18 protein-coding genes and 1 pseudogene are annotated in these 23,292 nt (G+C 57.1%); 10 read left to right on the top strand and 9 right to left on the bottom strand.

Annotated elements, in window-relative coordinates; genetic code table 11:
- Window positions 1-34: 34 nt before the first annotated feature.
- Window positions 35-370, bottom strand: coding sequence for a universal stress protein UspB (uspB, locus tag P346_RS03520; RefSeq protein WP_003861224.1), 336 nt, complete (start codon window positions 368-370; stop codon window positions 35-37).
- Between the two features lie 283 nt (window positions 371-653).
- Between uspB and uspA the strand changes: the two genes are divergently transcribed.
- Complete coding sequence (gene uspA / locus P346_RS03525) at window positions 654-1,091, top strand: universal stress protein UspA (RefSeq protein ID WP_003861223.1); 438 nt, start codon at window positions 654-656, stop codon at window positions 1,089-1,091.
- A gap of 133 nt (window positions 1,092-1,224) precedes the next feature.
- Here the strand turns inward: uspA and rsmJ are convergent, their stop codons facing one another.
- On the bottom strand, window positions 1,225-1,977 hold the full coding sequence (gene rsmJ / locus P346_RS03530; protein ID WP_032662148.1) for a 16S rRNA (guanine(1516)-N(2))-methyltransferase RsmJ: 753 nt from the start codon (window positions 1,975-1,977) through the stop codon (window positions 1,225-1,227).
- A gap of 7 nt (window positions 1,978-1,984) precedes the next feature.
- The gene (prlC, locus tag P346_RS03535; protein WP_032662146.1) at window positions 1,985-4,027 is read right to left on the bottom strand and encodes an oligopeptidase A; all 2,043 of its coding nucleotides are present in this window, start codon (window positions 4,025-4,027) and stop codon (window positions 1,985-1,987) included.
- A 207-nt stretch (window positions 4,028-4,234) separates the two neighbouring features.
- Here prlC and P346_RS03540 point away from each other — a divergent pair, with 207 nt between their 5' ends.
- From P346_RS03540 to P346_RS03550, 3 genes are all read left to right on the top strand, one after another.
- A complete protein-coding gene (locus tag P346_RS03540; RefSeq protein WP_023333753.1) occupies window positions 4,235-5,077 on the top strand; it encodes a 23S rRNA (adenine(2030)-N(6))-methyltransferase RlmJ in 843 nt (280 codons plus the stop codon).
- Window positions 5,078-5,148: 71 nt separating this feature from the next.
- Window positions 5,149-6,501: a glutathione-disulfide reductase gene (gorA, locus tag P346_RS03545; RefSeq protein ID WP_032662144.1), complete on the top strand. Its 1,353-nt coding sequence runs from the start codon at window positions 5,149-5,151 to the stop codon at window positions 6,499-6,501.
- Between the two features lie 181 nt (window positions 6,502-6,682).
- On the top strand, window positions 6,683-8,332 hold the full coding sequence (locus P346_RS03550; RefSeq protein WP_032662142.1) for an alpha,alpha-trehalase: 1,650 nt from the start codon (window positions 6,683-6,685) through the stop codon (window positions 8,330-8,332).
- A 180-nt stretch (window positions 8,333-8,512) separates the two neighbouring features.
- On the opposite strand, the gene P346_RS03555 is transcribed toward P346_RS03550, so the two are convergent.
- A complete protein-coding gene (locus tag P346_RS03555) occupies window positions 8,513-10,102 on the bottom strand; it encodes an STY4199 family HEPN domain-containing protein (RefSeq protein ID WP_032662140.1) in 1,590 nt (529 codons plus the stop codon).
- Between the two features lie 148 nt (window positions 10,103-10,250).
- Here P346_RS03555 and P346_RS03560 point away from each other — a divergent pair, with 148 nt between their 5' ends.
- The gene (locus tag P346_RS03560; RefSeq protein ID WP_032662138.1) at window positions 10,251-10,790 is read left to right on the top strand and encodes a GNAT family N-acetyltransferase; all 540 of its coding nucleotides are present in this window, start codon (window positions 10,251-10,253) and stop codon (window positions 10,788-10,790) included.
- Window positions 10,791-10,861: 71 nt separating this feature from the next.
- Window positions 10,862-10,960: pseudogene (locus tag P346_RS23760) on the top strand (lysozyme); the annotation flags it as partial.
- Between the two features lie 97 nt (window positions 10,961-11,057).
- On the opposite strand, the gene P346_RS03565 reads toward P346_RS23760, so the two are convergent.
- Window positions 11,058-11,816 carry an SDR family NAD(P)-dependent oxidoreductase gene (locus P346_RS03565; protein WP_032662136.1) on the bottom strand — a complete coding sequence of 253 codons (759 nt, stop codon included), beginning with the start codon at window positions 11,814-11,816 and terminating at the stop codon, window positions 11,058-11,060.
- A gap of 119 nt (window positions 11,817-11,935) precedes the next feature.
- Here P346_RS03565 and P346_RS03570 point away from each other — a divergent pair, with 119 nt between their 5' ends.
- The 3 genes from P346_RS03570 (at window position 11,936) to P346_RS03580 (ending at window position 15,496) form a co-directional block, all read left to right on the top strand.
- Window positions 11,936-12,835, top strand: a complete 900-nt coding sequence (locus tag P346_RS03570; protein WP_032662134.1) for a LysR family transcriptional regulator — start codon at window positions 11,936-11,938, stop codon at window positions 12,833-12,835.
- 52 nt (window positions 12,836-12,887) lie between these two features.
- Entirely contained in the window at window positions 12,888-13,913 is a 1,026-nt protein-coding gene (gene yhjD / locus P346_RS03575; RefSeq protein ID WP_032662351.1) for an inner membrane protein YhjD, read from the top strand.
- Between the two features lie 260 nt (window positions 13,914-14,173).
- Window positions 14,174-15,496, top strand: coding sequence for an MFS transporter (locus tag P346_RS03580; RefSeq protein ID WP_023309582.1), 1,323 nt, complete (start codon window positions 14,174-14,176; stop codon window positions 15,494-15,496).
- Window positions 15,497-15,602: 106 nt separating this feature from the next.
- On the opposite strand, the gene P346_RS03585 is transcribed toward P346_RS03580, so the two are convergent.
- A complete protein-coding gene (locus P346_RS03585; RefSeq protein ID WP_032662133.1) occupies window positions 15,603-17,645 on the bottom strand; it encodes an AsmA family protein in 2,043 nt (680 codons plus the stop codon).
- Window positions 17,646-17,710: 65 nt separating this feature from the next.
- On the bottom strand, window positions 17,711-18,484 hold the full coding sequence (gene pdeH / locus P346_RS03590) for a cyclic-guanylate-specific phosphodiesterase (RefSeq protein ID WP_023309584.1): 774 nt from the start codon (window positions 18,482-18,484) through the stop codon (window positions 17,711-17,713).
- Window positions 18,485-18,713: 229 nt separating this feature from the next.
- On the opposite strand from pdeH, the gene P346_RS03595 reads away from it, so the two are divergent.
- The gene (locus P346_RS03595) at window positions 18,714-19,643 is read left to right on the top strand and encodes a sugar kinase (RefSeq protein ID WP_032662131.1); all 930 of its coding nucleotides are present in this window, start codon (window positions 18,714-18,716) and stop codon (window positions 19,641-19,643) included.
- Window positions 19,644-20,173: 530 nt separating this feature from the next.
- On the opposite strand, the gene P346_RS03600 is transcribed toward P346_RS03595, so the two are convergent.
- Both P346_RS03600 and P346_RS03605 read right to left on the bottom strand, forming a co-directional pair.
- Window positions 20,174-21,667 carry a M16 family metallopeptidase gene (locus P346_RS03600; RefSeq protein WP_032662129.1) on the bottom strand — a complete coding sequence of 498 codons (1,494 nt, stop codon included), beginning with the start codon at window positions 21,665-21,667 and terminating at the stop codon, window positions 20,174-20,176.
- A 227-nt stretch (window positions 21,668-21,894) separates the two neighbouring features.
- Window positions 21,895-23,181, bottom strand: coding sequence for a dicarboxylate/amino acid:cation symporter (locus P346_RS03605; protein WP_032662127.1), 1,287 nt, complete (start codon window positions 23,179-23,181; stop codon window positions 21,895-21,897).
- Window positions 23,182-23,292 lie beyond the last annotated feature (111 nt).

Genomic DNA, 23,292 nt, shown 5'->3' with positions numbered 1-23,292 from the left:
AAGAAGGCGGGGCATTCCCCGCCTGCTGTGATGCTCAGTGCCAAATCATCAATGCAATCATACTGACCACGACCAGCCCGCACAGGGCGCTGGTCAAAATGAACTGACGACGCAGGCGCTCGCAGCGACGAATAAACTCTTCATCGTGATGATCGCGGTAGCGCTGGTAGTAGATGTATCCCACCAGACGCATCTGCTTGCTGGGCTGTCCATGCGAGGTGAAGAACCCTCCACCGTCCACATACTGATAAAGCAACGGATCGCAACCACGAAGTACCACTAACAGCGCACGTAACGATGAGAAGTAGCGCGCCATATTCACTATGCAAACCACGCATAACGCCCAAAACAATGCGACGGTGCTAATCATACATCCTCCCCGGCGTCCGCCCACGAAGCAAGGCTCCTGAGCTACCGCACCCCAATGCCCTGACAGACAGTTCAGTGAAAGAATGACCAGAAGTCGATCCGGTTCGCGTTTTAATATCCGAACGGCTCATTTTATAGTGTAGGAGATCCGTTAATTTTTTTGCCACAAGGTTAATCGTTATCAACACCAAAGCTTGAAAAATATGTTTAACTGGGCCGTAATGAAAGTATCAGACGACGGCATTCTCACTTAGTCATCGATAACTTAAGGAAGGAGTAACACTATGGCTTACAAACACATTCTCATCGCGGTTGACCTCTCCCCTGAGAGCAAAGTGCTGGTTGATAAAGCGGTATCCATGGCACGTCCCTACAACGCGAAAGTTTCGCTGATTCACGTTGACGTGAATTACTCCGACCTCTACACCGGTCTGATCGACGTGAATCTTGGCGATATGCAAAAACGCATTTCCGAAGAGACTCACCATGCCCTGAGCGAACTCTCCACCAACGCGGGCTATCCAATTACCGAAACCCTGAGCGGCAGCGGCGATCTGGGCCAGGTGCTGGTTGATGCGATCAAGAAATACGACATGGACCTGGTGGTTTGCGGTCACCATCAGGACTTCTGGAGCAAGCTGATGTCTTCAGCGCGCCAGCTGATAAACACAGTTCACGTGGATATGCTGATTGTTCCACTGCGTGACGAAGAAGACGAGTAAGTGCAAAAAAGCCCGGTGGCGCTAACGCTTACCGGGCCTACAAGGTAAAAGCAAAACGGCAACATGGTTGCCGTTTTTAATGTTTGTTCCCTCTCCCTGTGGGAGAGGGTTAGGGTGAGGGCATCAACCCGCACTATTCCGGCGTCCCCGGATAAATATCAAACCGGTGCCCTTTCGTGGTCACCGCGTTAGTGGTCGCAACGTCCGCCAGCGGCGGCGCATAATCCGGACGCTTTACCACCACCCGCTTCGTCGCGAGCTGACGAGCCGGCTCCAGCAGACCATCGGCATCCAAATCCGGCCCCACCAGCGACTGAAACACCCGCATCTCTTTCTTCACCAGCGCACTTTTCTGCTTATGCGGGAACATAGGGTCGAGATAGACCACCTGCGGGCGCGGGGTGATATTCGTCAATGCCGTCAGGCTGGAGGCGTGGATCAGCTGCAAACGATCCTGCAGCCACGGGCCGATTTCCGGGTCCGCATAGCCCCGCGCCAGCCCGTCGTCGAGCAGCGCAGCGACCACCGGATTACGCTCCAGCATCCGCACGCGACAGCCGACAGACGCCAGCACAAACGCGTCGCGCCCCAGCCCCGCCGTGGCATCGACCACGTCCGGGAGGTAGCTCCCTTTAATGCCGACCGCTTTGGCCACTGCCTCGCCGCGACCGCCGCCAAACTTGCGCCGGTGCGCCATCGCGCCGCCGACAAAGTCGACGAAAATCCCGCCGAGCTTCGGTTCGTCGCGCTTGCGTAATTCGAGATGTTCCGGCGTCATCACCAGCGCCATCAGGTTTTCTTCATCGTGCTCCAGCCCCCAGCGGGCCGCCAGAACAGATAAGGCGCCGTCTCCGGCGCCTGTTTCATCAACTAAGCAGATCTTCACGTAACAATCAGCCTTTGATCCCGTAATGCTCAAGCATCGCATCCAGCTGCGGCTCGCGGCCGCGGAAGCGTTTGAACAGCACCATTGGCTCTTCAGACCCGCCGCGGGTCAGGATGTTATCGAGGAACGACTGGCCGGTTTCGCGGTTGAAGATCCCCTCTTCTTCGAAGCGAGAGAAGGCATCTGCCGCCAGCACGTCTGCCCACAGGTAGCTGTAGTAACCCGCCGCGTAGCCGCCAGCGAAGATGTGGCTGAAGGCATGCGGGAAGCGGCCCCAGGTTGGCCCAGGAATAACGGCAACCTGCTTTTTAATCTCGGCCAGGGTCTCAAGGATTTTCGCGCCCTGCTCCGGGCTAAACTCGGCGTGCAGGCGGAAATCGAACAGGCCGAACTCCAGCTGACGCAGGATGAACATCGCCGCCTGGTAGTTTTTCGCCGCCAGCATTTTATCCAGCAGCTCTTTCGGCAGCGGTTCGCCGGTCTCATAGTGGCCGGAGATAAACGCCAGCGCGTCCGGCTCCCAGCACCAGTTTTCCATAAACTGGCTTGGCAGCTCGACGGCATCCCACGGCACCCCGCTGATGCCCGCCACGCCTGCGGTTTCGATGCGGGTCAGCATGTGGTGCAGACCGTGACCGAACTCGTGGAACAGGGTGATCACTTCATCGTGGGTGAACAGCGCCGGTTTGCCGTTCACCGGACGGTTAAAGTTACAGGTCAGGTAGGCGACCGGCTTCTGCAGAGAACCGTCGGCTTTACGCATCTGGCCCACGCAGTCGTCCATCCACGCCCCGCCGCGCTTGTTCTCACGCGCGTAGAGATCGAGATAGAAGCTGCCGCGCAGCTCGTTTTTCTCGTCATACAGCTCGAAGAAACGCACGTCCGGATGCCAGACGTCGATATCGGTACGCTCTTTGGCGGTGATGCCATAGATGCGTTTCACCACTTCGAACAGGCCGTTAACGGCTTTGTTTTCCGGGAAGTACGGGCGCAGCTGCTCGTCGCTGATGCTGTAGAGGTGCTGCTTCTGTTTTTCACTGTAGTAGGCGATGTCCCACGGCTGCAGCTCGTCCACGCCGAACTCCGCTTTCGCGAAGGCGCGCAGCTGGGCCAGCTCTTTCTCACCCTGAGGACGGGCGCGTTTCGCCAGATCGGTCAGGAAGTCGAGTACCTGCTGCGGATTCTCCGCCATTTTGGTGGCGAGGGATTTATCGGCGTAGTTTTCGAAGCCCAGTAGCTGTGCCAGCTCGTGACGCAGGGCGAGGATTTCCGCCATGACCGGGCTGTTGTCCCACTTACCGGCATTCGGCCCCTGATCGGAGGCGCGGGTGCTGTACGCGCGGTACATCTCTTCGCGCAGGGCCTGGTTGTCGCAGTAGGTCATCACCGGCAGATAGCTCGGGATATCCAGCGTTAACAGGAAACCGTCCTGCTCTTTCGCCTCGGCCTGGGCTTTTGCCGCCGCCAGCGCGCTTTCCGGCATACCGGCCAGCTCAGCTTCGTCGGTAATCAGCTTCGTCCAGCCCATGGTAGCGTCGAGCACGTTGTTGCTGTACTGGTTGCCCAGCTCGGACAGGCGCGCGGCGATTTCACCGTAGCGGGTTTGCTTCTCTTTTGGCAGGCCAATCCCGGACAGTTCAAAATCACGCAGGGCGTTATCGACCGATTTCTTCTGCGCCGTGTTCAGTTCGGCATAGTGGTCGCCGTCGCGCAGGTCGCGATAGGCTTTGTAGAGCCCTTCGTGCTGGCCAACCCAGGTGCTGTACTCAGAGAGCAGCGGAAGGGTCTGTTCGTAGGCTTCGCGCAATTCCGGGCTGTTTTTTACCGAGTTCAGGTGGCTCACCGGGGAGAAGATACGCCCCAGCACGTCGTCCACTTCGGCCAGCGGCTGACACAGATTTTCCCAGGTGTACGGCGCGCCCTGCGCTACCACGCTTTCTACCGCCGCGCGGCAGTTGTCCAGCGATTGCGTAACGGCTGGAACCACATGCTCAGGGAGGATTTTAGAAAACGGCGGCAACGAAAAAGGCGTCAGTAATGGATTGGTCATAAACGCTGTCCTGTTGAAATAGGTGAATGAAGCGCGCATCCGGCGCTGTGCATATGGGATCTAGAATGGGGTTAAGTGTAGAGGATTTCAATGCCGGACGTGGCGGAAAAGAGCCCGGTGGCGCTGCGCTTACCGGGCCTACGGGTAATCTGCGCCGTTCTGCTGTAAACTGTGGCAAATCGTCACTTCAGCGGAATATCATTACCCATGCTCAGTTATCGCCACAGCTTCCACGCAGGCAACCACGCCGACGTCCTTAAACACACCGTTCAGAGCCTGATCATCGAATCGCTCAAAGAGAAAGAGAAGCCGTTCCTCTATCTGGACACGCACGCGGGCGCGGGCCGTTATCAGCTGAGCGGCGAGCATGCCGAGCGTACCGGTGAATATCTGGAAGGGATTGCCCGCATCTGGCAGCAGGACGATCTGCCTGCCGAGCTGGAGCCGTACATCGGCGTGGTGAATCACTTCAACCGCAACGGCCAGCTGCGCTACTACCCCGGCTCACCGCTGATTGCGCGCCAGCTGCTGCGCGAGCAGGACAGCCTCCAGCTGACCGAGCTGCATCCGAGCGACTTCCCGCTGCTGCGTTCTGAATTTCAGAAAGACAGCCGCGCCCGCGTGGAAAAATCCGACGGCTATCAGCAGCTGAAAGCCAAGCTGCCGCCGGTTTCCCGTCGCGGCCTGGTGCTGATCGACCCGCCGTACGAAATCAAAACCGACTATCAGGCGGTGGTGACCGGTATCCACGAAGGCTACAAACGCTTCGCCACCGGGACATACGCCCTGTGGTATCCGGTGGTGCTGCGCGCGCAAATCAAACGCATGATCAAAGACCTGGAAGCGACCGGCATCCGCAAGATCCTGCAGATCGAGCTGGCAGTTCGTCCGGACAGCGATCAGCGCGGCATGACCGCCTCCGGCATGATTGTGATCAACCCGCCGTGGAAGCTCGAAGCGCAGATGAACAACGTGCTGCCGTGGCTGCATAAAACGCTGGTGCCAGCGGGTACAGGCCACGCCACCGTCAGTTGGATCGTGCCGGAGTAATCGCAGCCATCGGTGGAAACTATTGATTTCAGGTATACAATCGCGGCAATTCACGATTAAGGACAAAAGCAATGACTAAGCATTATGACTACATCGCAATCGGCGGCGGCAGCGGCGGCATCGCCTCCATCAACCGTGCGGCCATGTACGGCCAGAAGTGCGCGCTGATTGAAGCCAAAGCGCTGGGCGGCACCTGCGTGAATGTGGGTTGTGTACCGAAGAAAGTGATGTGGCATGCGGCGCAGATCCGCGAAGCTATCCATATGTATGGCCCGGACTACGGCTTTGACACCACCATCAACCGCTTCGACTGGGACAAACTGATCGCCAGCCGTACCGCCTATATCGACCGTATTCACACCTCGTACGACAACGTGCTGGGTAAAAATAACGTCGACGTTATCCACGGTTTCGCCCGCTTTGTGGACGCGAAAACGATCGAAGTGAACGGCGAGACGATCACCGCCGATCGCATCCTGATCGCCACCGGCGGTCGTCCGAGCCACCCGAACATCCCGGGCGTGGAATACGGCATTGATTCCGACGGTTTCTTCGAGCTGCCTGCCCTGCCAAAACGCGTTGCCGTTGTTGGCGCGGGTTACATTGCGGTGGAACTGGCTGGCGTGATTAACGGCCTGGGCGCGGAAGCGCACCTGTTCGTACGTAAACACGCGCCGCTGCGCAGCTTTGACCCGCTGATCGTCGATACGCTGGTTGAAGTGATGAACACCGAAGGCCCGACCCTGCACACCAACGCCGTGCCAAAAGCGGTCGTGAAAAACGCGGACGGCAGCCTGACCCTTGAGCTGGAAGATGGCCGCAGCCAGACCGTCGATTGCCTGATCTGGGCGATTGGCCGTGAACCTGCGAACGATAACTTCAACCTCGGCGTAACTGGCGTGAAAACCGACGAAAAAGGCTATATCGTCGTCGATAAATTCCAGAACACCAGCGTACCGGGCATTTATGCGGTCGGCGATAATACCGGTGCGGTTGAGCTGACGCCGGTGGCCGTTGCGGCGGGTCGTCGTCTCTCCGAACGTCTGTTCAACAACAAGCCGGACGAGCATCTGGATTACAACCTTATCCCAACCGTAGTCTTCAGCCATCCGCCAATCGGCACCGTCGGCTTAACCGAGCCGCAGGCGCGCGAGCAGTATGGCGACGACCAGGTGAAAGTGTATAAATCGGCGTTTACCGCGATGTACACCGCCGTCACCTCACACCGTCAGCCGTGCCGCATGAAGCTGGTCTGCGTGGGCCCGGACGAGAAGATTGTCGGTATCCACGGCATCGGCTTCGGCATGGACGAGATCCTGCAGGGCTTCGCCGTGGCGCTGAAGATGGGCGCAACGAAGAAAGACTTCGACAACACGGTGGCCATCCACCCGACGGCCGCGGAAGAGTTTGTGACCATGCGTTAATCCTGATGCCCCTCCCCGGAGGGGCATTTTTTTAACATACATAAATCGTTGCAAAACGAATGCTCCGAAAATAGTGATCTACCGCACATATCCCTCCCCAACTACCGAAGCGAATGTCTACGCTTATAGGACGCCCGGATAAACCTGTCTTTTGAACACACAACCGGAGGTCCCTATCACCATGTTCAACCAGAAACTACAGGCTACCGAGAACATCGAGTTCGAGATTGCAGAAGAGCTGCGCTACGAGACCGATCCCTGCGAGTTGAAACTGGATGAAATGATTGAGGCGGAGCCGGAACCCGAAATGATCGAGGGGCTACCCGCCTCCGATGCGTTGACGCCCGCAGACCGCTATCTTGAACTGTTCGAGCATGTGCAGTCGACGCGGCTGTTTGCGGACAGTAAAACCTTCCCCGACTGCGCGCCGAAGATGGATCCGCTGGATATCCTGATCCGCTACCGCAAGGTCAGACGCCACCGGGATTTCGACCTGCGCCAGTTTGTGGAGAACCACTTCTGGATGCCGGAAACGTACGGCACAGAATATGTCTCCGACCCGGGGCTCTCCCTGAAAGAGCACATTGATAACCTGTGGCCGGTGCTGACGCGCGAGCCGCAGGATCATATTCCCTGGTCTTCTCTGCTGGCGCTGCCGCAGGCCTATATCGTCCCCGGCGGGCGATTCAGCGAGACCTACTACTGGGATTCCTATTTCTCCATGCTGGGGCTGGCGGAGAGCGGCCGTAACGATCTGCTGAAGTGTATGGCGGACAACTTCGCCTGGCTGATTGAACGCTACGGGCATATCCCCAACGGCAACCGCACCTATTATCTCAGCCGCTCGCAGCCGCCGGTCTTTGCCCTGATGGTGGAGCTGTTCGAGGAGGACGGCGTGCGCGGTGCGAAACGCTATCTGGATCACCTCAAAATGGAGTACGCCTTCTGGATGGACGGCGCGGAGTCGCTGCTGCTCAATCAGGCTTACCGCAGCGCCGTGCGTATGCCGGACGGTTCACTGCTCAACCGCTACTGGGACGACCGTGATACCCCGCGCGACGAATCGTGGATTGAGGACGTGGAAACCGCCCGCCACTCGGGTCGTCCGCCCAATGAGGTGTATCGCGATCTGCGCGCGGGTGCGGCATCCGGCTGGGATTATTCGTCCCGCTGGCTGCGCGATCCGTCGCGGCTCGCCAGCATCCGCACGACGCAGTTTATCCCCATCGATCTGAATGCCTTCCTGTTCAAGCTGGAAAGCGCTATCGCCAACATCTCCGCGTCGAAAGGGGATAAAGAGACGGCAGAGGCGTTCCGCCAGAAAGCCAACGAGCGCCGCGCGGCGGTGAACCGCTATCTGTGGGACGAGGAGAGCGGCTGCTACCGCGATTACGACTGGCGACGCGAAGAGCTGGCGCTGTTTTCTGCCGCCAGCATTGTGCCGCTGTATGTTGGAATGGCGACGCACGAGCAGGCAGAACGTTTGTCGGATGCGGTCAAGGCGCGGCTGCTGACCCCGGGCGGAATTCTGGCGACCGAGTACGAAACCAGCGAGCAGTGGGATAAACCCAACGGCTGGGCCCCGCTGCAGTGGATGGCGATTCAGGGGTTCAAGCAGTACGGCAACGACTCGCTGGGCGATGAGATCGCCTGGAGCTGGCTGCATACGGTGAACCATTTTTATAAGACGCATCACAAGCTGATTGAGAAGTATCACATCGCCAGCAGCACGCCGCGCGAAGGTGGCGGTGGTGAGTATCCGCTGCAGGACGGTTTCGGCTGGACGAACGGCGTGGTGCGGCGGCTGATTGGGTTGTATGGGGAGCCTTAAGCGGGGTGCGGTCTGGTGCCCTCACCCCTCACCCTAACCCTCTCCCCAGAGGGGAGAGGGGACTGCACTGTGCGCTCTTCATCTCCCTCTCCCCAGAGGGGAGAGGGGACTGTACGGTGCGCTCTCCATCTCCATCTCCCTCGCCCCAATGGGGAGAGGGCTGGGGTGAGGGGAATAATTTTAGCGAATCACCTCATAAATGGCAGTCTGAATGGACTGCCATTTTTTCGTGGTGGCATCCGGCTGCGACTGCGCGCGGCGTGTGGCCATGTCGAGATCGTGCTGCTGGCGTTTCACCACGGCAGGCACGGTGCAGAAAGCTTTGAGATACTCTTTACGTACCGAGGTCAGAGACTCGCCGTTCGACATGGCGTGGCTGAGCGTGTTGATGAAGCGACGGCACGGCTTCTCTTCCACCATGTTCTGCCGGTAGCGTAACATCAGCTCCAGCACATCGTCATAGCCTGCCGACATCGCCTCTTCGGTCCAGGACAGCTTCCAGTCCATGCCGCCCTGCAAAAATAGCAGGGTCACTCGGGTATCGTTGCGGTTAATGGCCGAGCGGAAATTATTTTCGTCCCAGGTGACTCCCATGCGCGTGAGCGTTTCGCGCGAAGAAGGCGTCTCGCGCATTTCCTGCGGAGGGGCCGCTTCAGCCGCGCTGGCGGTTGCAGGCTGCGGTTTGCTGCTGGTCACCAGCCAGAAGCCCCCCGCCACGATGGCAATCACCATGACGCCAACCGCCCCCCATAGCGCACCGGAAATGAGCTGCTCGCGTTGTTCAGGCGTTCGCGGCGCGCGCTGGGTCGGCTTTTCAATGGTGTCCCGGACTTCAAACAGATCCCCACCGGTGACCCGATCCATTTTCTGCGCCTTTTCCCAGAAGGTATGCAATTCGCTGGCATCTACCGCCATGAATCCGGCCGGATTGACGCGCGTTCTCCCCTCTTCAAACGCGCGCTGAACGGGCCGCGCGATCTGCGCGTAGTAGTTATCCAGCAGCTGGATTTGCGCCGAGCTTAGCGTTTTCTGAACGGTGATGCTGTTGCGGATTTGCCGAATGTCATCGAGGAAGGTTTGCAGCGTTTTGCGCGGTTCAACCAGCAGCGTCAGCATGGACGGGTCGCTGAACAGCGAAGCGTAATAGCGGCTGAACTCTTTTTTATCCACCAGCATCTGCGCCAGTTCACTGAACATCATGCCGCTGAGGACATCATTGATCTCGCCAAGCTTCAGCCAGCGCCGTACGCGGTCAGCGTTAAACAGGGTCTTAAGATGGTTGTTCAGCCGCACCTGATCGGGCCAGGCCTGCTGGATGAGCCCTTTAATCATCAGCTCAATCGCGCGTACCTGCTTGTGCGCCTGCTGCTGCTGGAGTTCGCTTCCCGGTGCCAGGTCAGTGCTGTAGGTCAACAGCGGTTGCTGCAGGCGAAGATGTTCCAGCGCGGTCACAAACCGCATCGCCGCAATAAGCTGGTTTTCACTCACATCCTGTCCGCTTTCATACTGCGGAACGCGCTGCTGCAGCAGGCGCAGCTGGAGCGTAAATTCCGACATCTCGGCATCATTGAGGTTGAGTTTTTTCGCCACGGCTCCCCAGCCGCCCAGAGCTAATCGCGCGCTGTCGAGTTGTTCCAGGAACCAGCGTGGATCTTTTCCCTCAGAAGCATGTACATTCAGAAGGAGTAAAATTTCCACCGACGCATGGCGAATGACCGCCAGACAGTGTTCAAACTGTTCGCGAATATGGTGTGATGTGCTGAGAGTCATTGTTTTCCTTAAGCGACAACGAAGACATCCGGAATGGGCACGAGATGCCCTTTTTTCTTTTTATTTATACGCGGTTAACCATACCTGACTTTCTGTTGAAATAAAGTGACAACCCTAAAATGATTTAAAATGTTTCAGGAGAATCTGAATGCCGGTTTTAATTACCTCTCGCCTGACCTGTTCGCCCCTGCAGGAACAAGACTGGCCCTTTTTTCTGGCGCTACAGCAGCACCCGGACGTGATGCGCTTTGTGGCGGAAGACCGTCCCGTCGCGGCGATCCGCGAGGCGTTTGATTCGCGCCTGACCCCATGGGCACCGGGCAGCGCGCACTGGCTTTGTCTCGTCGTACGTGACACCGCCTCACAGGCCCCGCTGGGCGTTACCGGATATATTCATCGGGAGGAGGACTGCGCAGAAGTGGGCTTCCTTTTCGCACCCGAGGCGCAGGGGAAAGGTTACGGCTTTGAATCCCTGAAAGTGCTTTGCGATTACGCTTTTCATCAGGGCGGTATACGGCGACTCACCGCCACCGTCACCGCGGGAAATGTCGCGTCAAGACGCCTGCTGGAAAAAGCCCGCTTTCGCCTGGAAGGTGAATTACGCGAGAGCTATTACCTTTCTGGGCGCTGGCAAAATGACTGGCTATTTGGTTTATTACAGCAGGAATACCTGAATATTAATTCCTGACCAACCGCTTTTTAGCAGATATTTCCCGGACGTCGTTTCCTCTTCAGTGTCGCTATTAAGAGGAAACGAATATCAAACGTCATTCGCTGAAAATATTTTCGGCGGCCATTGCGTTAATAAAAAAACATCCCGGTCTTTCTCTGGAGAAATATTGTGATGAAAATGGGTTATCGGCTATGGCTGCCTGCGTTCTTTATCACTGTCAGTATGCAGACACATCCATATTAAGGGTTTCCTTAAGGGGTTCCTTCCCCTTAAGCCCGTGCATCACAGGAACATACCGCCTGATACTTCAATACGTTGCGCATTCATCCAGCCCAGCTTATCGCTGAGCAGTGCCGCAATGGCATCGCCAATATCGTCCGGCAGCCCCACCCGTCCCAGCGCCGTCTGCGACGCCAGCAGCTGATTCAGCTCCGCGTTGTCGCGCACGCGTCCGCCGCCAAAGTCCGTTTCTATCGCGCCCGGCGCAATGATATTGACGGAAATTCCGCGCGCGCCCAGCTCTTTCGCCTGATAGCGCGTCAGCACTTCCATCGCCCCCTTCATGGCCGCGTAGGTCCCTGAGCCCGGCTGGGTAAAACGGGCCAGCCCGCTGGAGACGTTGAGGATACGTCCCCCGTCGTTAAGCAGCGGCAGCAGGCGCTGGGTCAGGAAGAAAGGTCCTTTGAAATGAATGTTCAGCGCTTCATCAAACTGAGCTTCCGTCGTGTCGGCATAGGGCGCATATAAACCCGTTCCTGCATTGTTCAATAAATAGTCAAAGGTTTCGCGCTGCCAGACGGTCTTAAGGGTTTCCTGAAGCTGTTGGGCAAAATGTTCAAAACTCGCGATATCCCCGACGTTAAGCTGTAATGCCGCTGCGTTGACGCCTTTTTGCTGAATTTCATGCACAACGTCCAGCGCTTCCTGCTGGCTACGGTTGTATGTCAGGACGATTCCCGTGCCGTCTGCCGCCAGCTTTAACGCAGCGTTTTTACCCAGACCACGGCTACCACCCGTCACTAATGCGATACGTTCACTCATCATAAACCTCGTTTTGGCTGTTAAGGAGATTGAGAAAGAGCTTATTAGGTGATAGAAAATCAATAAAGATGGGTTAAAACGCTTCACTGTTTCACCAGAAACAACAATGAGCTTTCTCTATGGATAAAATTCACGCAATGCAGTTGTTCGTCCGCGTCGCGGAACTGGAGAGTTTTTCCCGCGCGGCCGAAACATTAACCCTGCCGAAAGGCAGCGTCTCGCGGCAAATTCAGGCCCTGGAAAACCGGCTTGGCACCCAGCTATTGCACCGCACCACGCGCCGCGTCAGCCTGACGCAGGACGGCATGGTCTATTACGAACGGGCAAAAGATCTGCTGGCAAACCTTGATGAACTCGACGGTATGTTTCAGCACGATCCCTCCAGCATCAGCGGTCGGCTCCGCGTGGATATGCCCGTCGGCGTTGCTCGAAATTTAGTCATCCCCAAACTGCCTGCTTTTCTGCAGCACTATCCGGGCATTGAACTGGAACTCAGCAGCAGCGATCGCCTGGTGGATGTGATCCGTGAAGGGTTTGATTGCGTCGTCCGCGTCGGCGCGCTGAAGGATTCAGGGCTGATTGCCCGTCCCTTGGGCAAGCTGTCGGTGATTAACTGCGCCAGCCCGGATTATCTGGCACGATTCGGCTACCCGGAAACGCTGGACGATTTAGGCTCGCACGCCGTGATCCACTACGCCGCGATGCTGGGAACCCGACCGCAGGGCTTTGAGTTTTATAACGGCAGTGCGACGCAGTGGATAAAAACGGGCGGGGTGTTAACCGTCAACAGCACGGAAACTTACCAGGCTGCCTGTCTCGCCGGGCTAGGCATTATTCAGGTTCCGCGGGTTGGGGTGCGCGATTTACTGCGCGCGAAGAAACTGATTGAGATCCTCCCGCAATACCGGGCCGAAGCGATGCCCGTCTCCCTGATTTACCCTCACCGCCGCAACCTCTCCCGCCGGGTCCATCTGTTCATGGAGTGGCTTACCGAACTCACAAAAGCTTACGTGGACTAGCCGCAAGCTATAATTCAAAAACACATCCAGCTCAACGAAAAGGAAAATGCGCGTGACGCCGGAAAACAACCCGCAACGACCCACCCAACATTTAGAGTATGAGCCCGTCAAAAAGATGGAAACCGGGCCCGAAGAGCCCAAAACGCCAGGCACCGCCAGCAAAGCGCTGGGGACCGTCACCGGCATCGCCGCGAGAATTCAGCAGTTTCCCATGGTTGCGCACCTGATCCGCGCGACCGAGCGCTTTAATGACCGCATGGGGAATCAGTTTGGTGCCGCCATCACCTATTTTTCCTTCCTGTCGATGATACCAATCCTGATGGTGTCGTTTGCAGCGGCAGGTTTTGTGCTCGCGTCGCACCCGACGCTACTGCAGGATATCTTCAGTAAGATCCTGAATAACGTCAGTGACCCGACCCTGGCCAGCACGCTCAAAAGCACTATAAATACCGCCGTTCAGCAGCGTACCACCGTCGGCATCGTCGGTTTGCTGATTGCCCTTTACTCCGGCGTTAACTGGATGGGCAACCTGCGCGAGGCCATTCGCGCCCAGTCGCGCGACGTCTGGGAGCGTAAGCCGCAGGACCAGGAGAAAATTTGGGTTAAGTATCTCCGCGATTTTGTTTCGCTGATTGGCCTGCTTGTCGCGCTCATCGTGACGCTTTCCATTACCTCCGTGGCGGGCTCGGCGCAGCAGATGATCATCTCCGCGCTTTACCTTGATTACATAGAATGGCTGAAGCCCGCCTGGCGCGGCATTGGGCTGGCCATTTCCATCTTCGCCAACTACCTGCTGTTCTTCTGGATCTTCTGGCGCTTGCCCCGCCATCGTCCGCGCAAGAAGGCGCTGATCCGCGGCACGTTGATTGCGGCGATCGGCTTTGAGGTGATCAAAATTGTGATGACCTACACGCTGCCGTCGCTGGTGAAATCCCCTTCCGGCGCGGCGTTTGGCTCGGTGCTGGGACTGATGGCCTTCTTCTATTTCTTCGCCCGCCTGACGCTGTTCTGCGCGGCATGGATTGCCACCGCCGAGTACAAAGGCGACACGCGAATGCCCGGTAAAACCCACCGCTAGCTCCGCTCTCGGGCTGAAATTTCAGCCCGATTCATCATTTCAGCATATAAATCCAGTCCGTAACTTTTATTTAACTGAAAACCAGTTTAATTGACTGATATTTAAAATCTGTGAAGCATTTCATAGACGTGTTTTCGCTGGCCTGAAAATTATCCGCTTTTTGTTGCTTTTATCACCAGCGCGCGGCTTTGTTACAGATTGAAATGTCGCTTTTGCTGTGCGTAATATGGCCTTTCGTTCGACAAAAATAAGAAAATATTATGCAAGCAACAGCCACCACACTCGATTCAGGAACGGAAAACGTTCCGGTAAACTCGCGCAATAAAGTTGTCGTCGCCTCGCTGATTGGCACCGCCATTGAGTTCTTCGACTTTTATATTTATGCCACCGCCGCGGTCATCGTCTTCCCGCATATTTTCTTCCCGCAGGGCGATCCGACGGCGGCCACGCTGCAGTCTCTGGCGACCTTTGCCATCGCGTTTGTTGCGCGTCCAATTGGCTCTGCGCTGTTTGGACACTTTGGCGATCGCATTGGCCGTAAAGTCACCCTGGTGGCCTCGCTGCTGACGATGGGCATCTCCACCGTGGCCATCGGTCTGCTGCCGACCTATGAAACCATCGGCATTCTGGCGCCGGTCCTGCTGGCGCTGGCGCGTTTTGGCCAGGGTCTGGGGCTGGGCGGTGAATGGGGCGGCGCGGCGCTGCTGGCCACCGAGAACGCCCCGGCGCGCAAGCGCGCGCTGTACGGTTCATTCCCGCAGCTGGGCGCACCGATTGGCTTCTTCTTTGCCAACGGGACGTTCCTGCTGCTCTCCTGGCTGCTGACGGATGAACAGTTCATGAGCTGGGGCTGGCGTCTCCCGTTTATCTTCTCAGCCGTGCTGGTGCTGATTGGCCTGTATGTGCGCGTTTCGCTGCATGAGACTCCTGTTTTTGCGAAAGTGGCCGCGGCGAACAAGCAGGTGAAAGTGCCGCTGGGTACGCTGCTGACCAAACACGTCCGCGTGACCGTGCTGGGCACGTTCATCATGCTGGCAACCTATACGCTGTTCTACATCATGACCGTCTACTCCATGACGTTCAGTACCGCCGCCGCGCCGGTTGGCCTGGGTCTGCCGCGTAACGAAGTGCTGTGGATGCTGATGATGGCGGTGATCGGGTTTGGCGTGATGGTGCCGATTGCAGGCCTGCTTGCGGATAAATTCGGTCGTCGTGCGAGCATGATTACGATCACCACGCTGATCATTCTGTTCGCGCTGTTCGTCTTCCCGCCGCTGCTGGGTTCAGGTAGCCCGGCGCTGGTGATGGCCTATCTGCTGATTGGCCTGAGCCTGATGGGGCTGACCTTCGGCCCGATGGGCGCGCTGCTGCCTGAGCTGTTCCCGACGGAAGTGCGTTATACCGGTGCGTCGTTCTCCTACAACGTTGCCTCTATTCTGGGCGCGTCCGTTGCGCCGTATATCGCCACCTGGCTGCAGGCGAACTATGGTCTGTTCTACGTGGGGGTCTATCTGGCGGCCATGGCGGCGCTGACGCTGATTGCGCTGCTGCTGACGCACGAGACAAAGCACCAGGCTCTGTAATTCACTGCGGCCCGATGCCCTCACCCCGCCCCTCTCCCACAGGGAGAGGGAGGAAGTCCCGTAGGCCGTGTAAGCGCAGCGCCACCCGGCAAAAACAGGCCACACCTTACCTCTTCATCTGCGACAAAATAGTCCGGCACTGATTGGCCTCGCCTTCTGACGGCGAAATCAAGGCCAGCAGCGCTGCGGCTGGGGTGACCAGCGTCGCAAGCGCCGCGGCCACCGCACCGCGCGCAATAAGCGGTCCGGGCTTCACGCCCGCCTGCGGATTTTTGAAGGTTCCGCGCACGTAAAGCGGAGAGCGCAGAGTGATGATGCGGATCCCCTTACTTTCCGGGTCAATCGTCAAATCAAGCTGCTCCGAGGCCATGCTGGCGGTCCCGGTCACGTTAATCACCGCGTTTTCCGTGTCGAAGGCAAATATCTGCGGACGCGCCACGCCGTTAACCAGATCCAGATTGGCCGCCGCGCAGTTCACCCGCACCTCGTCATCACCGAAGATCTGCCCGATGACGTAGTTACCGACGTTCAGCCCCAGGATCTCCATCAGGTTTCGGCTCACCAGCCCGTCGTTCATCAGCAGCTTCAGGTTACCATTGCCGCTGCCGAGCAGCGCCGCCACCGAATTCCCCACGCCGCGAATGTCGGCATCACCGTTCATTTCCCCGAGGGTTTTCTGCATCAGCTCTACGTTCGGCATCAGCTCTTTCAGCTTCAATCGACGCGCCTGGATCTCCGCCCGTCCCTGCATCGGCTTCTTATCGCCTTCCAGGTGAATGTTCGAGGAGATCGTCCCGCCCGCCATGCCAAACTTCAGCGGCTGCAGGCGCAGGTCGGCGTTTTTGAGGAGGATATGGGTCGAAAGATTGCTGATCGGCAGCGTACTGCCATGCTCAATTTTTCCGCCTTTGAAGCGCACATCCGCATCCATCACGTTCCATTTGTCGGTTTCGAAGCGATCGTATGGCAGCACTTTGCCGGCAGGCTGAACATCTTTTTTGACCTCTTTCGACTTGGTACCTTTACCCGAGTCCACGCCAATTAGCGGGCCCAGGTCGGCCAGACGCAGCTGACGGGACTCAACATCCCCTTCCAGCTTCGGTCGCGGTTTTCCGGTGGTGTAGGTCAGCGTGCCGTGAATGTCGCTGTCGCCGATGCGGCCGTTGAAATCCCGATAGTCAAAAACGGACGATTTTTCGGTATCGATTTTGGCAACCAGATGCCCGTCCGTTTCGAACGGCGGGGTATCCGGCAGCAGCACGCCGGTCAGTTCATACAGCTCGCCCAGCGAATCGCCGGCGAATTTGAGCTGAAGGTCGACGCCCCCCATATTCATCGGATCGTTGACCGTGCCGACGAACGCCACTCGGGTGTTACCGGAACGGAAGTCCGCCTGCACCGGGAACGGCGTGCCTTCGCTCCGCAGCGCCAGCATGCCGCCTATTTTCCCTTTACCGCTGAGAGGCTGATCGTTGTAGCGTCCTTTTGCCGTCAGGCCGAAGACATAGTCGCCTACGCTTGCCGCGTCGCCTTTTGCTTTCGTGCCCGTGACCTCGCTAAACGGCAGCGGTTTGCCCAGCGGATCGACGAGGATCTCCACGTCCGCCTTGCTGACCTTATCGTCGATGGCGATCCGTCCGCGATCGAAAAGAATATTGTCGAGACGGAATGACCAGGAAGAAGGCTGGGCATTCTGATCTTTTTCGCTGTCGCTGGCAAGGTTAAACGTCCAGTTGTTGTTTTTTTCTGAGAGTCGGATCAGGCGCGCATCGGGCTGCTGAAGTTTGATCCACGGCAGATAGACCGTTTTGGTGAAGAGCGCCAGCGGAGCCAGCGTGGCTTCAACGCGCGGCAGGTGAATCATGGTGACGTCCGGGATATCCGGCGGGTTGCCGAGAATGATGTCGTCGGCATGGACGTGAGGCCAGGGGATCCAGCTGCGCCAGCCGGGCTCCTCTTTCTGACGCTCCCACACCACTCCTAAATCACCGCGGATGGCGAAGGGACGGTTCAGTTCGGTTGAGACTTTCTGGTTGATGGTCGGCTTGAGACGGTTCCAGTCAAACGTCGCAATAATGATGGCGACGACCACGATCAACAACAAGAAAATCCCTGCTGTCCAGGAGATTACCCTGGTTGTTCTCGTCATTTTTATCCCCTTTCCTGATGACCTGTTCTGTAAAACTATAGTCCAGACAAAGGGAAGCGGGCTTATCAGAGGGTCGTTATAACGCTATCGAGGCGATCCATGGGTACCGGGCGGGAGAGATAATAGCCTTGCGCCGCCGCTGCGGGAGAGTTTTGCACATCACGCCACTCTTCCAGTGTTTCCACACCTTCAACAATCACGCCCTGGCAATAGCGGTTCATCAGCTGCAATAACAGCGTAAACAGATTCCGCCCTTCCGGGGTCTGACGCAGCATAATGAACAGGTCGCGGGCCACTTTGATGTAGTCGTAGCGTACTTCACTCAGGGCGGAGAAGTTCGCCATGCCGGTGCCAAAGTCATCCAGCCACAGCGGGCCGTATTCGCATATCGACGCAAACGAGGAATCCTGCGGCAGGCGGACATGCTCCACCAGCTCAAAGCGCATCCACGGAAGAGTGGCGATCAGCTCCTGCAATTTCGCGTTCTGGCGTAGCGCCAGCAGGGTTGGACCATCAACGTTCACCGAGGCGAGGATATCGTGCTGTTCGAAAAAGGGCTGCTTCGTCGCCAGCATACGAAGCTGTTCTTCCAGCACGTCCAGGCGCTGGCGAACGGCAACTTCGGCAAAATAGCGATCCGGCGCGATGCGCTGAGTAGGGTTTGAGGGATGCGTAACGACGGTCAAAATTTCAATTGCCATCAGTCGACCATCTGTTCGGTAGATCGGCTGATAGGTGTACGCACGCTCACATTGCAGCCAGTAGCGATGCTCCTGCAAGTTCTCAATACTTGCCTCAGGCGTAGTGCTCAGCCGCTGGATAACCTGCTCTGACTTCATTTCAGATGTCCTGTTGTTGGGATAGCCTTTCTGGACTCGTCACAGGATTATCGGCGCGACAATTGAGAACTTTATGTTCAATTCACCGGGAAAATGAAATTAAGATGACAGAAATGCGCGGGAACACGCGCTGGCTCAAATAAAATAATGGAACGTTGTTTTAATATAGTTGACCGGTTAATTCACTCAGCGCACACTGCTGATAATTCTTCTGTTCAGGTTCACGACTATGTCCAAAAAAATTGCCGTGATTGGCGAATGCATGATTGAGCTGTCACAAAAAGGCGCGGAAGTTAGCCGCGGATTTGGTGGCGATACGTTAAACACGTCCGTTTATATTGCCCGTCAGGTCGCGCCTGACGCGCTTACCGTGAACTACGTTACCGCCCTGGGCACGGACAGCTTCAGCCAGCAAATGCTGGAGGCCTGGCAGAGTGAACATATTGAAACGTCGCTGATTCAGCGTATGGAAAACCGCCTCCCGGGGCTTTATTACATCGAAACCGACAGCACCGGCGAACGCACGTTTTATTACTGGCGTAACGAAGCCGCGGCCAAATTCTGGCTGGAGAGCGACGCGGCCGCGGCCATCTGCGAAGAGCTGGCGACGTTTGACTATCTCTATCTGAGCGGCATTAGCCTGGCGATCCTGAGCCCCACCAGCCGTGAAAAGCTGCTCTCGCTGCTGCGCGAATGCCGTGCAAACGGCGGCAAGGTTATTTTCGATAACAACTACCGCCCGCGCCTGTGGGCCAGCCGCGAAGAGACGCAGCAGGTCTATCAGCAGATGCTGCAGTGCACCGACATTGCCTTCCTGACGCTCGACGATGAAGACGCCCTGTGGGGTGAGAAACCGGTAGAGGACGTGATAGCACGCACACAGGCGGCAGGCGTGAGCGAAGTGGTGATTAAGCGCGGGGCAGATTCGTGCCTGGTCGCGGTGGCGGGCGAAGCGCTGGTTGACGTTCCGGCGGTGAAGCTTGCCAAAGAGAAAGTGATTGATACCACGGCGGCCGGCGATTCATTCAGCGCGGGGTATCTGGCGGTACGTCTGACGGGTGGAACGCCGGAAGCGGCGGCACAGCGTGGGCACCTGACGGCCAGCACGGTGATTCAGTATCGCGGGGCGATTATTCCGCGTGAGGCGATGCCTGTTTAAGTAAGGTGCGGGCTGATGCCCTCACCCTAACCCTCTCCCACAGGGCTGAGGATTCCCCACAAAATAATGCCAGCACGGACGACCCCCTCTCCCTTGAGGGAGAGGGTTGGGGTGAGGGGGAACATACGGCTCTGGCGGTCATTCCGTTCACTTTATGTTCCTTGCTACTCTGTAACAACATGACCGGTGAACGTGCCATGGCGGCTCAGTCGCCGCCGCCCTGGCGACCCGGGCTCCCGGCGGTAAATCGCCGCTTCGCGGTGCCCTCGGCTTATTCCTTCCGGCTTGTCGGGTACGGGCGGAGGTAACGTCCCTGTAAAGCCCGCCCTCTCGGCGCATCCCTGCGCCTCGCCCCGGCCTGCAGGAAACGCCTCAGCGATTTACAGCCGGACCAGGGCATTGCTGTAAGTCATTCATTTTCCTGAAGCAACATTCATCGCTTCAGGTAAAAAATTACTGGGAATTACTCTCCCCACAGGGAGAGTGGACGATGAACACCCTCTCCCTGTGGGAGAGGGAATGTTTAAGCATTACTGCCCCTGCGGAATATCCGTCGCGTCTGGATGTAAATCATCGGCCGTGGCGGCCTGCGCGGGCTGCGGCGCGGTAGCCATAATGGAATCCCAGGTCGTCTGAAGTTCCTTCATGTCATATTCCGGCTCGCCCTTCGGCTGCAGGAGGATCAACGCCATCTCCTGCGACAGCTGCTGACGGAGGTCCTGATTGAGCATCTCGACGGTCAGACCGTTCAGGAAGTCCTGACGCAGTTTCTGGTACTGTTCAGGCGCAATGTCCACCACCTGATTCTGCAGGGAACGAATACGCTGGCTGATCAGAATATCGGTATCGGCGCGAGCGTAGGTCGCAAACAGTTTCTGCAGCTCGAGTTTTTTCTGCGCCACGAGAGCGTTGAATTCCTCTTCGGAAAGCCCCTCTTTACGCACTTTTTCCAGCTCTTTCGCGACCACGCCCAGATTGGCATTCAGCTTATCGCCCGGCGATTCAACGTTGATGGCGCACTGCGCACGCTGGAACAGCACGCGGCAGTCAAAGCCAAGACCGATATTCTTCACGTTGTTCTTGCTCAGCGTCTGCTGAACGTGCCAGAACAGCGCTTCACGCGCCAGATCGGCACGCCAGTAGCGCAACATCGCCGCGGACTCGCGGATTGGCTGCCAGGCGTTATCCCACATGATGGAGAGGCGATCCTGACGCACGGCGTCCGTCATAATGCTGACGGGCTCTGCACGCAGCGGAGAGAGCGTCGGAACAGGGGCTGGCGTTTCACGCTTGCCTTTCAAATCACCAAACGCTTTGTTGATCTGCTCCACCACCGCGCGGCTGTCCACGTTACCCACCACGATCAGCGTCATTGCGTCCGGGGTGTACCACTTCTGGTAGAACGATTTTACCTGTTCGGCATCCACCGGCTGTTTCAGCGGTTCAGCCGGATCATGTCCCAGTAGCGTCGAGCCCTTCAGGCGGTAACGCCACCAGCCCTCTTTGGTATCCCCGGGCCAGGTCGCCACCATGTCGCTGTTGCTCAGCGCATAGTTGACGGTGTCCGGCGTAATCGCCAGATTGCCAGAGGCATCGGAGAGATACGTAAGCGCTTCTTTAAGCAGGTCATTACGGTTATTAGGCAGGCTCAGGTTAAACATGGTGTAGTCATACGAGACCACAGCCGGAGGAAGCGGGCGTTTCGGATCGATGGCCTGCTGCCAAAGCGAACGCACCTGAACCGCTTGCAGGCTGCCGCTCTGCGTGAGCGCCAGCCGGGGAATAAAATGGCTAAAACCGGTTTGCTGAGTGCTTTCCGTGAGGGAACCGGTATTAATGGACAGACGGATTTCTATACGGTCACTGGGGCGCTGCGGAGTGGCTAACACCTGCCACTGAAAACCGTTCGCTAATGTCCCTTGTTGCCAGGCCGGGTCTGGCTGGAGCGCATCTGCCTGCACATAACTGGCTGCTGCCATCATCAGCAAACCGCCGGTTAAGAGTCGAATTTTTGTGCCCTGCATGTGAACCCCTGATCAACATTCCTGGTTAAAAAAGAGTGTTTCGCGACGCGCTTCACTCTTAAAGATGACGATGAAAACACGTCGATTAGACCGCGCGTTCGGCAAAACGTCACGGTCCGAAGTGAAATATACCCAAAAAAAATCTTGTCGAATTATGACAGGTACGAACAGTTATTATGCGCAGGAGCCCGCATCCCGACAAGGGAATACGGGCATTTGTGACAAGATTAAGAGGATAAGCCAGGATTTTTGCTGTCAGTTGAACGATTATTCAGAGTATCGTCGAGCTTTTTGTGATCCAGCTCTTTCACCCATTTCGCCACCACCACCGTTGCCACGCCGTTACCCACCAGGTTGGTTAACGCACGCGCCTCTGACATGAAGCGGTCGATACCGAGAATCAACGCCAGACCCGCCACCGGCAGGTGACCCACGGCGGAAATGGTGGCAGCCAGCACGATAAATCCGCTGCCCGTCACGCCTGCCGCGCCTTTAGAGGAGAGCAGGAGCACCACCAGCAGGGTAATCTGGTGAAAAATATCCATATGGCTGTTGGTCGCCTGCGCGATGAACACGGCCGCCATCGTCAGGTATATCGAGGTGCCGTCCAGGTTGAAGGAGTAACCCGTCGGGATCACCAGCCCGACCACCGATTTACGGCATCCCAGCTTTTCCATCTTGTCGAGCATACGCGGCAGCGCCGATTCTGAAGAGGAGGTCCCCAGAACAATCAGCAGCTCTTCGCGGATGTAGCGGATAAATTTGAAGATGTTGAAACCCGTCGCGCGGGCGATGGAGCCCAGCACCACGACCACGAAAAGGATACAGGTGATATAGAAGCAGATAATCAGCTGACCCAGCTGCACCAGCGTACCGACGCCATACTTACCGATGGTGAAGGCCATCGCGCCGAAGGCACCGATCGGCGCCAGGCGCATGATCATATTGATGATGCCGAAGATCACCTGCGAGAAGCTTTCAATTACATTAAAGATAAGCTGGCCTTTGCTGCCCAGACGGTGTAGGGCAAAGCCAAACATCACGGCGAACAGCAGAACCTGCAGGATGTTACCGCTGGCGAACGCGCCAATAACGCTGCCCGGTATCACGTCCAGCAGGAAGGCCACCACGCCCTGATCCTTCGCCTGCTCGGCATACACCGCGACCGCTTTGGCATCCAGCGTTGACGGGTCTACGTTCATCCCCGCGCCCGGCTGCACCACGTTGACGATAATCAGACCGATAATCAGCGCAAGGGTACTGACCACTTCAAAATAGAGAAGCGCCACTGCGCCGGTACGACCTACCGCCTTCATGCTTTCCATGCCAGCGATGCCCGTCACGACGGTACAGAAGATCACCGGAGCGATGACCATTTTGATGAGCTTAACGAACGCGTCGCCAAGCGGCTTCATTTGCGCGCCCAGCTCAGGGTAATAGTGACCCAGCAGAATACCGATGGCGATGGCTGTCAGGACCTGGAAATAAAGACTTTTGAAGAGTGAGGTTTTCATAAGGTGTCCTTGGGAAGAAAAACCACAGGCTTTGTAAGGTTATGGTTAACCTGCGGCTTTAAAATAACACCCACATAACAGGACAGAAATAAACTCAGTTCAAATTTGAAA

The organism is Enterobacter sp. DC1 (assembly GCF_000568075.1).
In the GTDB taxonomy this organism is placed as follows: domain Bacteria; phylum Pseudomonadota; class Gammaproteobacteria; order Enterobacterales; family Enterobacteriaceae; genus Enterobacter; species Enterobacter asburiae.
This window is presented reverse-complemented; position numbering and strand designations above follow the sequence as displayed.

Bases quoted from the DNA above. Each gene is read 5' to 3' on its own strand.
- P346_RS03560 (WP_032662138.1), top strand. From the start codon at position 10,251: ATGCCGGTTTTAATTACCTCTCGCCTGACCTGTTCGCCCCTGCAGGAA.
- P346_RS03555 (WP_032662140.1), bottom strand. From the start codon at position 10,102: ATGACTCTCAGCACATCACACCATATTCGCGAACAGTTTGAACACTGT.
- P346_RS03540 (WP_023333753.1), top strand. From the start codon at position 4,235: ATGCTCAGTTATCGCCACAGCTTCCACGCAGGCAACCACGCCGACGTC.
- P346_RS03570 (WP_032662134.1), top strand. From the start codon at position 11,936: ATGGATAAAATTCACGCAATGCAGTTGTTCGTCCGCGTCGCGGAACTG.
- uspB (WP_003861224.1), bottom strand. From the start codon at position 370: ATGATTAGCACCGTCGCATTGTTTTGGGCGTTATGCGTGGTTTGCATA.
- P346_RS03605 (WP_032662127.1), bottom strand. From the start codon at position 23,181: ATGAAAACCTCACTCTTCAAAAGTCTTTATTTCCAGGTCCTGACAGCC.
- prlC (WP_032662146.1), bottom strand. From the start codon at position 4,027: ATGACCAATCCATTACTGACGCCTTTTTCGTTGCCGCCGTTTTCTAAA.
- uspA (WP_003861223.1), top strand. From the start codon at position 654: ATGGCTTACAAACACATTCTCATCGCGGTTGACCTCTCCCCTGAGAGC.
- P346_RS03550 (WP_032662142.1), top strand. From the start codon at position 6,683: ATGTTCAACCAGAAACTACAGGCTACCGAGAACATCGAGTTCGAGATT.
- P346_RS03595 (WP_032662131.1), top strand. From the start codon at position 18,714: ATGTCCAAAAAAATTGCCGTGATTGGCGAATGCATGATTGAGCTGTCA.
- P346_RS03585 (WP_032662133.1), bottom strand. From the start codon at position 17,645: ATGACGAGAACAACCAGGGTAATCTCCTGGACAGCAGGGATTTTCTTG.
- pdeH (WP_023309584.1), bottom strand. From the start codon at position 18,484: ATGAAGTCAGAGCAGGTTATCCAGCGGCTGAGCACTACGCCTGAGGCA.
- P346_RS03565 (WP_032662136.1), bottom strand. From the start codon at position 11,816: ATGAGTGAACGTATCGCATTAGTGACGGGTGGTAGCCGTGGTCTGGGT.
- gorA (WP_032662144.1), top strand. From the start codon at position 5,149: ATGACTAAGCATTATGACTACATCGCAATCGGCGGCGGCAGCGGCGGC.
- P346_RS03580 (WP_023309582.1), top strand. From the start codon at position 14,174: ATGCAAGCAACAGCCACCACACTCGATTCAGGAACGGAAAACGTTCCG.
- P346_RS03600 (WP_032662129.1), bottom strand. From the start codon at position 21,667: ATGCAGGGCACAAAAATTCGACTCTTAACCGGCGGTTTGCTGATGATG.